Here is a 12,951-nt window from a genome sequence, read left to right as displayed (position 1 = left end):
CTGTTGCCTATCTCAGAATTGAGCGCATATATGAAAAAAGCACAGTCTTCCTCCCGAAGGAGCCTGTTTAGTTCAGATATGAACGCAAACTCTCCCGGTTCGTAAATTCTATATGTGCAAAGAGCTACCAGTTTTTTATCCTTGATCATTGCATTTCCTCATACGGTCGTTGATTTGCAATAATTACTATAGTCCTTGTTTGCCATGCATTCGTGTGCAATTACTATTCTGTCATTAATATTCTATACCAAGCTCACTCAATATGGATTCAGCGCCTGATATCTTATTCCTGAACACCATGAAAAAAGCTCTTCTTACCGGAACAAAGGATTCAGATAGTCCAAACTTTTCAGGGATCCTGCCAGTTATCTGGTCAATATCTTCTGCAAGTCTCATGGCAGCACCTGCATCGCTCATGGACATTGTGCCAAAGATGGCTGCCCTGTAAGACTTGGAATCCTTGCAGGAGTCAATGAAATACTCAGCGAACTCAATAAGGTCAGAAATAGCTTCGTCCTGATCTGCATATCCGTTAAAGTGATCAGATGGAGGTTGTCCAAGGAGCATATCAAGATAAAGCCTCATTTCCTTGGAAAGCTTTTTTACATTGAGGAAATTCACGCTTGTCTGACCAATGACCTGGATCATCATCCATGCCTTCATCTTGTCCCTGTATTTTATTTCCAGATCAGCTTCATTTGTTTCCTGCATGGCTTCTCCCAATTTTCTCTTTTACATATATTATAAAACGTTTTTACAGAAGCTCAAGAAGTCCTTCAAGACCTTTTGTCTCGTAAACCTGCTTATAAAATGATACTTCATTCTTGATGATGGAATCTATCTGTCTCATTCCAAGAAGTTCAACCGGAGCCTTGTCGTCTGTCATGATATGACCTGTGCTGTCATAGCGCACGTAAGTATCAAGTACCCGCTGCATCATGGCCCGAAGTGTTTCATTATCTTCCATTGCTACATTTTCAGACAGTCTTACCATAAAGGATGGATCGTCAGTTGCAAAGAGCTCTCTGTTTGTTGCGCCAGGAACCTTAACTGTGACTACATCCTCAAAAACACTGCTGATGGTGTCAGCAAGATAGGTGTTGATGGACGCGGTATCTCCAAGAGAATCCCCAGAGCCGGTACCGTCGCCGTCACTGTACATATTCATGTTTACCACCATTACTCCTCCGGGAGCAAGGTGCTCTTTTACCATGGTGAAAAACTCTACCGATGACATCTGGAAAGGAATTGTGATGTCCTGATATGCATCCACCATAATCACGTCGTAAAGCCCGTCAATTGCTGCAAGGTAGGCCCTACCGTCGTAGGTTGTGACCTTAGTAGTATCCGGAAGTTCAAAATATTTGTGGGCAAGGTCTGTGATCTTGTCGTCAATCTCAACACCCTCCACAGTAATATTATCAAAGTACCTTGAAAGCTGGGTTGCGTAGGTTCCTGAACCCATGCCAAGGATAAGGAGATTTAAGTTTTCTCCGGACTTTTCTTTTTCCTTGATGCCAGCCATGTATGGAGCTGCCATGGCGTAGTCGTAGTACATTCCTGTAAGGGCGCCGTCTTTTATGAGAATGGACTGGACACCAAAAAGAACGTTGGTTGAAAGGATAACGCTGTTTTCTGTCTCTTTGACCTGAAGATAATTGTAGACTGACTCTCCCTCGTAGGTTAAGTCGTTTTCCCAGAACGCAAAGCTTGTGTTATGGCCAAAGATGACGCACAGGATAAAGATAAGAACGCCTGCGATGATTCTTTTAACATCACCCTTGGCCAGGGATTTTTTTCCATTTTCACTGCCTCCCGCCTCGGCCGATGCAGTGCCTTCTTCATAAGGACTTACAAGATACAGGATAGAAAGAGCCATGAGTATTCCTGCAAAGATAAGGAAGGTGATGGCTGTTCCAACAGCAGGGATCGTCACAAAGGTTGGCACGAAGGTTCCGATGATGCTGCCCACTGTGTTGTAGGCGCCAAGGATTCCAATGATCCTGCCGTTGTCCTCAAGGGAATCTGTGGTGTATTTTGCAAGACTTGGTGTTACTGTTCCCAAAAGAAAAAGAGGGAACACAAACACCACCATGCATGCTGCAAAGGCAGCTATGATGAGGAAGTTGCTGTTTACTGCAAATACTAAAACTGCTGAAATCGCAATGATTATATACTTGCCAAGAACCGGAATGAGAGCGATCCAGATGGCCGCTACAAGGATCCTGCGATAGAGCTTTCCCGGATCAGGGTCCTTGTCAGCCTTCCTTCCGCCATAGATGTTTCCAAGTGCCATGGCGATCATGATGGTTCCGATGATGATAGTCCATACTATCTGAGATGAGCTAAAATACGGCGCCAAGAGTCTGCTGGCTCCAAGCTCGACCGCCATAACTGACATACCTGCAAAGAATTCTGTCAGGTATAAAAAGAGTTTATTTGAGAGTATTTTTTTCTTGCCGTTCAATTATAGATCCGTCCCTTCAATACATTTTTATCACGTAGCAAAAGCTCCCTACGCCATATTATAGCATAGGGAGCGTAGTTTACACGCCTAATTATCTGTTATCCCCTGAGCATGAACTTACGGACAATGTTTATTCCTATCTTGTAAGGCAGAGGTCTTACAACTCTGTCTGCTTCTTTTATCTTTTCTCTTATTGGGATGCTCTGAGGGCAGTGCTGCTCGCACTTACCACAACCGATGCACTGGGTTGCAAAAGCAGGCTCTTTCTTAAGACCTACAGTCTGGGCATATTCAAAACGAGCTGCGCTCTTACTCTCAAGAGCTGTCTGGTTGTAACTCCTAAACAGAGCTGGTATATCGATGCCTCTTGGACATGGCATGCAGTATCTGCAGCCTGTGCAGCCCACAAGCTCAGTCTCTTTTATTATCTCTTTTACCTTGGCGATGGTGTCAAAGTCGTCCTCTGTAAAGCTTCCAGCTTCCACGTCAGATGCAATTCTACAGTTTTCCTGAACCATTTCAACTGAGTTCATTCCTGAAAGAACGCAGGTGACTTCCGGCTGATTCCAGAGCCAGCGAAGCCCGTATTCTGCTGGTGTATAGCCGGTCTCCTTCGATGCGATCAGCTCTTTTGCCTTGTCAGGAAGAAGGTTTACAAGTTTGCCACCTCTTAAGGGCTCCATGATAACGACAGGAATCCCCTTGGCTGCCGCAGCCTTAAGGCCATCAACGCCTGCCTGGGTTATCTCATCCACGTAGTTGTACTGGATCTGGCAAAAATCCCAGTCATAGGAATTAAGGATTCCAATGAAGTCCTCAGTATTTCCGTGATAAGAAAAACCGATGTTCCTGATCTGTCCATTTGCCTTCTTTTCTTTAAACCAGTCCTCAATGCCAACCTTTTTAAGCTTGTCCCACTGGTTCATGGCCGTCATGTGGTGCATGAGATAATAATCCACATGGTCAGTACGAAGGCGCCTAAGCTCCTCATCAAAGTACTTATCAACAGCTGCCCTGCTTCCTATCAGGTACTGGGGAAGCTTTGTTGCAATATTTACCTTGTCCCTTATGCCATTCTTTTCAAGGATCTCGCCAAGGGCCGCTTCACTTCCGGTGTACACATAGGCAGTGTCATAATAGTTAACACCTGCATTGTACGCCTCCATGATCTCCTTCTCAGCCTTAGCAATATCAATACGCCCGCCATTTGTAGTAAACCTCATACATCCATAGCCAAGGATGGATATCGGTTCACCATGTCTGTCATTCCTGTACTTCATAGATACTCTCCTACCAATTTAGCACAATTATATTTGTTACAACGTTTACATAATTCTATTACTTTCGCTGCCGGTAGTCAATGGGGACAAGACACGGGGACGGTTCTACTGACACGGGGACGGTTCTACTGTCAGGTTTTACTTAGATAAAACCTGACAGTAGAACCGTCCCCGTGTCAGCAGAACCGTCCCCGTGGCTTCCAGCCAAAAGAACCGTCCCCGTGGCCTACCGGCTAAGAACGTGCAGCGGCGTGTCATAGTACTCGCTGTAGAGGGTAAAAGAGTCTGCGATGCCGGAAGTTACGTAGGCTTCCCCGGTATCGGTGATGAATACTGCATCGAAGTCGCCATGTTGTTTCCAGAATTCCATGGCGTCATCAAGGCCCATGACGAAAAGAGCTGTAGACAGGCCGTCGCACCTTAGGCCGTCGCTGCCGATAATGGTGACAGACACAAGGCCATTTTCTGCAGGAGATCCGGTCTTGGGGTCAAGGATGTGCCAGTAGGTCTTTCCGTCTTCTTCAAAGAATCTCTCATAGCCGCCGGAAGTGATGATGGCCATATCTTCTGCTTCGATAACTCCAAAGATCCCGGTCTTACTGTCAGCAAAGGGACTTTTTATGGCAACCTTCCACTTGTTGCCGTCAGGCTTTTTCCCGATACATTCAACGTTTCCGCCAAGATTGATGAGAGCAGACTTAACGCCGTTGTCACGGAAGTACTGTGCAACTGCACTTCCTGTGTAGCCCTTAACTACGCTTCCAAGGTCAACCTGCATGCCGGGAGCTATAATGACCTGGCATTTTGAATCACTGGCAGCAGGAGACAATAGAACCGTCCCTGTGTCTTGTTGTGTGCAATGAGACAATAGAACCGTCCCCGTGTCTTGTTGTGCCTGGACCTGTCGATAGTCCACATTTTCAAGGAGCGCATCTATCTCTTCCTCCTCCGGAACCCTGTAGCTTCCCGTAGTAAAGCCCCAGGCCTTAAGCACAGGGTAGATAGAAATATCAAGAGCTCCATCTGTCTCTGCGCAAACTGAAAGTGCCCGCCTCATTATATCAGCAACATCACTGGAAACTTCCGCCTTACCATCTCTGTTGAGAGCATAAATCTCACTTCCCTCATCCGTAACAGAAAGCTTCTTTTCAAGGCCGCGGATCATTTCCTCGGCGCCAGAAAGCACCTCCTCATCACCTGCTACCTGAATCTCCATAATGGTGTCCATGGCAAAAAGACTGCTGGTCTTCATTACCGGCTCACCAAAAGCACATGCAGAAAGCGCTGACAGTGACATGACCACCACTGCAGCGCCTACAAACATTTTCTTATTGAAACGAGCCTTCAAAAATCTCATAAACTCTCACTCATTCTCTTCCTGAAACACATTCATGTTTCCAGTCCTGTATCCATAAAGATCAAGAGAAACATAGGTAAATCCAATCTTCCTTAGCTCATCATGAACTTTTTTTCTAAGGTCCTCTGCCATGATCTTAACAATATCATCAGGAAGAAGCTCGATCCTTGCAAGAAAGATATCGTTGCCATGGATACGAACTCTGAACTGTTTAAATCCAAGCTCCATCATCAGCTGCTCAGCCTTGTCAACCATATCGAGCTTACGATCGCTGATGTTCTCTCCATATGGAAAGCGGCTTGCAAGACATGCAAAGGAAGACTTATCCCAGGTTGGAAGTCCAAAGTACTGGGACAAACTTCTTATATCCTTCTTGGTCATTCCTGCCTCCCGCAGTGGGCTCTTTATGCCAAGTTCTGCGATAGCCTTAAGTCCGGGTCTGTAATCCCCCTCATCATCAAGATTTGATCCTTCAACTACAACAGCCATATTCTCACTTTTTGCAGTTTCAAGGAAATGCTGGAACAGATCTTTTTTGCACAGATAGCATCTATCCTTGGGATTTTGGGCAAAGCCTTCAATTTCCATTTCGTTGATATTAAGGACAACGTGCTTTACTCCAAGGCGCTTGCAGTAGCTTAGGGCTTCCTCAAGTTCTCTTTTGGGAAACACCCCGGAGGACGCTGTCATGGCGATCACCTTGTCAGAAAGGGCAGCCCTTGCTGCATATAAAAGAAAAGTCGAATCCACTCCACTGGAAAAGGCCACGGCGGCACTTCCATAGGAAGACAGAATGGACAGAAGTTTATTATATTTTTCGAGTTGTGCTGCATTTGCAGTTGCAGTCATATCATCCTCCCAGCCACAGACCAATCTCTAAAAAGAAAAACCCCAAACACTCCCAGGATCAGCTCATCTTTTTGTACATGTGATTTCCGATCATCTGGATCAGCTGAACAAAGGCAATAAGTATGATCGAGCAGACGATCAGGTAATCCGTCTTGTACTGCTGATAGCCGTATCTTATGGCGATATCGCCGACGCCGCCGCCTCCGACAGTTCCTGCCATAGCCGAATATCCAACCAGTGAAATAACTAAAAGTACAACACCGTTGAGCATCCTTGGTATTGACTCTTTTACATAGACCCTCATAAGGATCTGGAAGTTACTTGCTCCAAAGCTCCTTGCAGCCTCGATGACACCAGGGTTGGTCTCTCGAAGGCTCGTCTCAAACACCCTTGCGATGTAAGGAATTGCTGAAACAGTAAGTGGAACGATGGAAGCTGTTGTTCCGATGGACTTGCCAACAACCATTCTTGTAAACGGGATCAGGATAACCAACAGGATAATGAACGGAAAACTCCTGAATACATTTACGATAAAGCTAAGGATCTCATACACGATCTTGTTAGGCTTAAGTCCGTCAGGTGCAGTAAGTGTCAGGATTATCGCAGGGATAAATCCAATGATAACTGAAAAAAGTGTGGACCAGAACACCATGTAAATTGTCTGTTTAAATGCATTTAAAATAATTGGGATCATTTTACCACCTCCCAGGTAACGTCTTTGGAATCAAGGAAAGCACAGGCCTTCTCAAGGTCTTTTTCATCCATGTTAAGGACCAGGCTTCCGTAAACGTCCTCCCTGAAGTCCTCAAGCTTAGCCCAGCAGATGTTGAAATCTGTGTGGAGCTCCTGAGCCATCTGTGTGACGATAGGCCTCTGATTGCCCTCTCCATAGAAAAAGAGCTTTAGGTTAACGCCGGTACTTGGCAGCTTGTCGCTTTCTTCCCTGAGGAAGTCTCTGATTTCCCTCTCCTTGGGCCATACAAAGAGCTGCTCTGGTCTTCCAATTGCAAGAACGTGGCCCTTATTAAGGAAGGCTACTCTCTGACAGATCTGCTTAACAACTTCCATCTGGTGAGTAACAACAACGATGGTGATGCCCATCTCTCTGTTTATCTTTTGCAAAAGAGCTAAAATTCCCTTGGTGATCTCTGGATCCAGCGCACTTGTTGCTTCATCGCAAAGAAGGATCTCAGGGTCAAGAACAAGGGCCCTTGCAATGGCAACTCTCTGTTTCTGTCCGCCGGAAAGCTCACGGGGTTTTGCATGTATCTTTTCCTCAAGACCTACAAGTCTTATGAGGTTCATGATCTTATCTTTGGCTGCAGGAGTGTTTGTTGGTATTCCCCAGAACTTCATTGGAAGTGCAACATTCTGGTAGACATCAAGTCTCTCAAGAAGGTTAAAGCTCTGGAAGATCATTCCCATCTTCTTCTGAAGGCTTCTTAGGTTTTTCTTATCTTTAATATCCACAAGGCTATTTCCAACAGTTATGCTGCCGGCGTTGTAGGACTCAAGACCGTTGATGCAGCGAAGCAGAGTACTCTTACCTGCTCCCGACTGTCCGATTATTCCAAAGATCTCGCCATCCTCTATCTCAAAAGAGATATCCTTAAGGACCTCTGTGTTATTAAAAGACTTCTGAACATTTGCAATCTTGATCATGGTAAATATCTCATTTCTAATTTTTCAAAAAGGCGTAGCCCTGGTATATAACTAAATTGAGCCGCCTGCATCTACAAGCGGCTCAACATGTATTATATTACATTACTTATTATTGTGCATCAATGAATGATGTGATAACTGCTCCCTTGTAGGTCTCATCGATATACTTCTGAACCTTGTCAGACTGAAGAGCCTTGATAAGAGCCTTTGTCTTTTCTGACTCCTGGTTGCCATCCTTAACAACAAGGAAGTTTGTTCTCTTAACTGTTGTCTCGTCATCAAATGACTCAATCTCAAGTGCTGGATACTTAGATGGAAGCTCTGCCTCAAGAGCGTAGTTTCCATTGATAGTTGCAGCGTCAAGATCAGGAAGTGAAAGTGGAAGGTTTGCTGCCTCAAGAGGTGTGATCACATATCCATGAGGATTAGCCTCAGCGTCGTTTGTAAGTGAATCCTCATTGTAAGAAGCATCTGTTCCAAAGCCGCCCTTTGATACAAGAAGTCCCTTCTGAACAAGAAGGTCAAGTCCTCTCTCGCCGTTATCAGGGTCATTAGGAATACCGATTGTAGCTCCATCTGGAAGATCTGCAAGAGATGAAAATCTCTCTGAGTAGATACCCATTGGTTCAATGTGAACACCTGCTACAGCTGTAAGGTGAAGACCTGCGTCGCTGTTCTGCTGGTTCATGTAACCAAGAGTCTGGAAGTAGTTGGCATCAAGCTCGCCCTCTTCAAGGGATGTGTTAGGAAGCACATAGTCTGAGAAAACAACTGTCTCAAGTGTCCATCCATCCTCTGCCAGAACTTCCTTAACGATGTTGTCAAGGATCTCTGCGTGCGGTACAGGTGTTGCACCAACTTTGATTGTCTTATCTGCTGCGCTGTCAGCTGCACCTGCGCCGCATCCTGTAAGTGCAGAAACTGCTAAAGTAGCTGCAAGCACAAGGCTTACCAATACGTTCTTTTTCATAATACTTTTTCCTCCTCCGTAACGTGTTTCTGATTTCTTACTAATTTACTCCCATTAAATGCATTTGGCAACAAAATGGTACTTATAGATAGCGATAAAATTTGCTTAACCGTCCCCGTGTCTTGTCACTAGCTGTGAGCCATGAGCTTATCAACGAAGCTCTGACCCATGTCTGAGAGCTGCTGGCCTTTTCTGGTGATGTAGCCAAAGGTCAGGGTCTCGTCCTCTTTAAGCTTGATGGCCTTGATCTCCGATGAGGTCTTGCCCTCGCCAAGCATAGCGGCTCCTACAGCGTAGCCATCAAGGCCCAGCATCAGCTCGATGGATGTTGCTCTTTCGTTGGTGGAGATGACCTTCTTGTAGTCGTAGGTTGCAAGGGCCTCTTCTCTATAGTAGAAAGAGGTGTTGTCTCCCTGGTCAAAAACCATGCAGGGGTAGTCCTGAAGTTCCTCCAAGGACAGCTCCTCCTTGTTTGCCAGGGGGTGGTTTTTACTAAGGTACACATATGTGTCCCTGGTAAAGAGCTCATGGAATTCTAAGGACGCATCCGCAAAGATCTTTTTGAATGTGTTCTTATTAAAATCACTAAGAGCAATAACTCCAACTTCGCTCTTTAAGTTCTTAACATCATCGATAACTTCACTGGTCTGGGTCTCACGGATTGAGAACTGATAAGACTCAAGATCGTACTCTTTTACTGTATCAATAAAAGCATTAACTGCGATGGTGTAATGCTGCATGGATACCGCGAAAGTGTGCTTGTGACTGTCGCCTCCAATATATCTGTCTTCAAGCATTTCAAACTGCTCCACCGCATGGCGGGCATAAGCAATAAAAGATGCCCCAGCAGAAGTTGTCACAACGCCGTTGTGGACCCTTTCAAATATCTGGATACCGATCTCTTTTTCAAGATCACGGACCGCACTTGAAAGTCCCGGCTGTGACACGTAGAGCCTGTCGGCCGCCTTCCTCATGGAGCATTCCTCATCTATAGCTATAACGTATTTAAGCTGCAGTATGGTCATGTTATCGCCCTCCCAGAAAAAAACTTAAGAGTATGATAGCATATGACACTTTAACGCGCTACATTAAATCAGTTTCCTGACACAGCTTTTTCCGCCTTCTCAAAAACTCTGTCAAACTCAGCGATCAAATCCTCAATCCCCTCAATTCCCACTGAGAGGCGAAGGATCCTGTCAGTGATGCCATTCTTTTCAAGAAGTGCCTTGGGAACTTCAGCGTGGGTCTGAGTGATGGGGTAGGTGATCAGAGTCTCAGTTCCGCCAAGACTCTCTGCGAAGTAGATCAGCTCAACATTGTTCAGTATCTCTTTTGCAAAAGAGCTGTCGTCCACCTCAAAGGTCAGCATTGCCCCGAAGCCTCTCGCCTGCTTTTTCATGATCTCGTACCCGGGGTGCTCAGGAAGTCCGGGATAGATGACCCTTGTGACATGCCTGTTTTTCTTCAGGTACTCAGCCAGTTTAATGGCGTTCTCCTGGGCTCTGTCCATTCTTACGGAAAGAGTCCTGATCCCGCGAAGTATGAGCCAGCTGTCAAAGGGAGCCAAACCCGCACCAATGGTCTTGTAGATAAGACGGAGCCTTTCATCTATCTTTTCATCCTTGACAACAACGAACCCTCCGATGGTGTCGTGGTGTCCTCCCAGGAACTTGGTTCCAGAGTGTATCACGATGTCAGCCCCCAGATCAAGCGGGTTCTGGAAGTAGGGCGACAAAAAAGTGTTGTCCACTATCACAAGAAGCCCCTTCCCATGAGCCACTGCTGCAAGCTTTTCAATGTCAGTGACATTCATCATTGGGTTTGTGGGGGTTTCAAGGTAAACTGCCTTGGTGTTTGATCTTATGTGCTCAAGAACGTCCTCACTGCTGAGGTTAATGGCGGTAAATTCCAGCCCGTTCTTTTTATTGATCTCATAAAAGAGCCTTATGCTGCCGCCGTAGAGGTCCTCGTCGATGATGATGTGATCCCCAGGTTTAAACAGCTCCATCACATTGGCAACTGCCGCCATTCCGCTGGAATAAGCCAGTGCGTCGATGCCATTTTCAAGCTTCGCCACCACCGACTCAAGCTGCTGCCTTGTGGGGTTCTGCATCCTTGTGTAGTCATAGCCTGTGCTGCCACCAAGGCCGTTGTGGGCGAAGGTTGCGGACTGATATATCGGAAAGCTTATGGCTCCCCACTTGTCAGACAGGTCCCTGTTCAGGATCTGACATTTTGTATCAATGCTGTAATCATCTGAATGCTTCATATAATTGTTCCATCGCTTTCTCTATTATGCTGCGTGGCGCTGCGATATTTATCCTCTGGAAAAGAGCTGTCTCTTCACCAAAAATAGCCCCTGCATCAAGCCACAGATGAGCCTTGTCAACGATGAGTTCCTCAAGCTCTTTGCTGTTTTTTACAACTTCTGAAAAATCCAGCCAGATAAGATATGTTCCTTCAGGCTCCACAAGCTTTATCTTTGGAAGCTTTTCTTTAAGGAACGCCCTGACATACTCAAGATTCCCCTCAAGATATTCAATGAGCTCATCGACCCATTTGTCACCCTTTGTGTACACCGACTTTGTGGCCTCAAGGCCGATGGCATTGACCTGACTGTAGCCCGTGATCATGTTCTCGTATCTGAATTTCTCCCGGACTTCCTTGTCAGGGATGATGATGTTAGCAACCTGAAGCCCCGCCATGTTGAAGGTTTTGCTGGGTGAGGTTCCAAGTACGAGCCTGTCCCTAAACTCTTTTCCCAATGTCATGTACGAGGTATGGGCAAAAGAGCTGTAGATGAAATCAGAGTGTATCTCATCTGCAAAAACATAGACGCCGTGGCGCCTGCAGATCTCTGCAAGTTTGGTGAGCTCCTCTCTGGTCCAAACTCTTCCCACAGGATTGTGGGGGCTGCAAAGAAGGAACAGCTTTACTTTTTCAGATACGATCTTGTTTTCGAAGTCTTCGAAATCTATTTCGTAGCGGCCGTCTTTATAGACCAGCTGGTTATTTACAAGCTTTCTGTCATTGACCCTGACTGCTTCAGAAAATGGATAGTATACAGGCTGCTGGACAAGCACCGCTTCTCCCGGCTTTGTCAGCGCCCTTATGGCCAGCACTATTGCATAAACCACACCATGAGTTATGGTGATCCAGTCCTTATCCACTTTGAAGCCATGGCGTCTTTCAAACCAGCCGCTTACTGCGTCGAAGTAATCTTCCTTTGGGTCGGTGTAACCGAAGATTCCCTGAGAAGCTCTTTTCTCAATGTCTGCAACGATCTCGTCAGGAAGCTTAAAATCCATATCCGCAACCCACAAAGGAAGTAGATCATCTCTTCCCATACGCTCCATTCCAAAATCCCACTTGATGCAGGAGGTTCCCCGTCTGTCATGGAGGATGTCAAAGTTGTATTTTCCCATTTATCTCACCCCGGACTTTCCATTTTTTGTAAAGTAAACTCTTTTATGATTATTGACTAAATCTGCATCTTGTTCAACTCTTCATAGACAACCTCTGCAAAGATCCTGTGTCCAGCGTCGTCCATGTGCTCATCATCCACATCACTTGGCGTAACATAGTCAGAGGCCGCAAGGAAAGCTGTACCTCTCTTTTGAGCTATATCTTCATAAACTTTTTTAAGCTCTTTGCTAGTTTCAACGGATTCTTTATTAAACTCTGGATCCTTTTCAGGGCGCCACACATCATCACCAAGATGGATTGGAGATATCAAAAGAATCTTTTCCGCAGGCACATACTTTTCAAGGGTGTCAAGGCATCTTTCGATTCCTTTTCCGATAACATATGAAGATGCGTTGTAGTAGGTCTTGCAGTCGTTGGTGCCAAGCATCAGGATAACTGCATCTACCGGGTACTGGCTCTCCATAAGTGGATCAAGGGTGTTAACGCCCTTTCTTCCTGGCCTGAGCTCATCCTCAAAAACTGTAGTCCTTCCGCAAAGGCCCTCTTCTGCAATCCTTACGTCTTTATTTTTCTCCTGAAGAATACTGGTCCACCTTACGCCCCAAGGGTATCTTTCTTGTGAACGTGACCCGGGAACCAGGCCCCATGTATTCGAATCTCCAAAAGCTAATATCTGTTTCATAAATCACCGCCTGTGAATCGTACAACTGTTTCTTACATTTTCTATTATCATCCACATGGGGCGATTTGTATAAGACGCATAACTTATAGCTCGATATAAGCTTTGGTTTACCCTGCGGGACACGGGGACAAGCCACGGGGGCGGTTCTACTGCGACAGGGGTGGACCATGGGGACGGGGTTAGAAGCCACGGGGACGGTTCTTTTGGCTGGTTTAGTTTTTCAAAACCAGCCAAAAGAACCGTCCCCGTGGCTTGTTT

The 12,951-nt window shown here is 45.8% G+C and carries 12 protein-coding genes; all 12 read right to left on the bottom strand.

The window, feature by feature from the left end:
- Positions 1-234: 234 nt before the first annotated feature.
- The 12 genes from J6I68_RS15665 to J6I68_RS15610 all read right to left on the bottom strand — a co-directional run bounded on the left by J6I68_RS15665 (position 235) and on the right by J6I68_RS15610 (position 12,693).
- Entirely contained in the window at positions 235-711 is a 477-nt protein-coding gene (locus tag J6I68_RS15665; RefSeq protein ID WP_292221655.1) for a DUF6553 family protein, read from the bottom strand.
- 43 nt (positions 712-754) lie between these two features.
- Positions 755-2,467, bottom strand: coding sequence for a spermidine synthase (locus J6I68_RS15660; protein WP_330622543.1), 1,713 nt, complete (start codon positions 2,465-2,467; stop codon positions 755-757).
- A gap of 98 nt (positions 2,468-2,565) precedes the next feature.
- Positions 2,566-3,747 (bottom strand): aldo/keto reductase, encoded by a 1,182-nt coding sequence (locus tag J6I68_RS15655; RefSeq protein WP_292221654.1) that lies wholly within the window; start codon positions 3,745-3,747, stop codon positions 2,566-2,568.
- A 226-nt stretch (positions 3,748-3,973) separates the two neighbouring features.
- Positions 3,974-5,104, bottom strand: coding sequence for an FAD:protein FMN transferase (locus J6I68_RS15650; protein WP_292221652.1), 1,131 nt, complete (start codon positions 5,102-5,104; stop codon positions 3,974-3,976).
- A gap of 6 nt (positions 5,105-5,110) precedes the next feature.
- Positions 5,111-5,953 (bottom strand): ATP-dependent sacrificial sulfur transferase LarE, encoded by an 843-nt coding sequence (gene larE / locus J6I68_RS15645; RefSeq protein ID WP_292221650.1) that lies wholly within the window; start codon positions 5,951-5,953, stop codon positions 5,111-5,113.
- A gap of 58 nt (positions 5,954-6,011) precedes the next feature.
- The gene (locus tag J6I68_RS15640) at positions 6,012-6,647 is read right to left on the bottom strand and encodes a methionine ABC transporter permease (RefSeq protein ID WP_292221647.1); all 636 of its coding nucleotides are present in this window, start codon (positions 6,645-6,647) and stop codon (positions 6,012-6,014) included.
- Entirely contained in the window at positions 6,644-7,615 is a 972-nt protein-coding gene (locus tag J6I68_RS15635; RefSeq protein WP_292221645.1) for a methionine ABC transporter ATP-binding protein, read from the bottom strand. Before J6I68_RS15635 ends, J6I68_RS15640 begins: the two co-directional genes overlap by 4 nt.
- Positions 7,616-7,724: 109 nt before the next feature.
- The gene (locus tag J6I68_RS15630; RefSeq protein WP_292221643.1) at positions 7,725-8,585 is read right to left on the bottom strand and encodes a MetQ/NlpA family ABC transporter substrate-binding protein; all 861 of its coding nucleotides are present in this window, start codon (positions 8,583-8,585) and stop codon (positions 7,725-7,727) included.
- A gap of 128 nt (positions 8,586-8,713) precedes the next feature.
- Positions 8,714-9,610, bottom strand: coding sequence for a LysR family transcriptional regulator (locus J6I68_RS15625; RefSeq protein ID WP_292221642.1), 897 nt, complete (start codon positions 9,608-9,610; stop codon positions 8,714-8,716).
- 68 nt (positions 9,611-9,678) lie between these two features.
- On the bottom strand, positions 9,679-10,854 hold the full coding sequence (locus tag J6I68_RS15620; RefSeq protein ID WP_292221641.1) for a trans-sulfuration enzyme family protein: 1,176 nt from the start codon (positions 10,852-10,854) through the stop codon (positions 9,679-9,681).
- The gene (locus J6I68_RS15615) at positions 10,838-12,010 is read right to left on the bottom strand and encodes a MalY/PatB family protein (protein ID WP_292221639.1); all 1,173 of its coding nucleotides are present in this window, start codon (positions 12,008-12,010) and stop codon (positions 10,838-10,840) included. The genes J6I68_RS15620 and J6I68_RS15615 overlap by 17 nt, the downstream gene beginning before the upstream one ends.
- A gap of 56 nt (positions 12,011-12,066) precedes the next feature.
- Positions 12,067-12,693 carry a GDSL-type esterase/lipase family protein gene (locus J6I68_RS15610; protein ID WP_292221638.1) on the bottom strand — a complete coding sequence of 209 codons (627 nt, stop codon included), beginning with the start codon at positions 12,691-12,693 and terminating at the stop codon, positions 12,067-12,069.
- Positions 12,694-12,951: the final 258 nt, after the last annotated feature.

Origin of the sequence: Butyrivibrio sp. (genome assembly GCF_017940685.1) — a bacterium.
Taxonomy (GTDB): domain Bacteria; phylum Bacillota; class Clostridia; order Lachnospirales; family Lachnospiraceae; genus Butyrivibrio.
The sequence above is the reverse complement of the archived record's forward strand: the minus strand, read 5'-3'. Positions and strand labels throughout refer to the sequence as shown.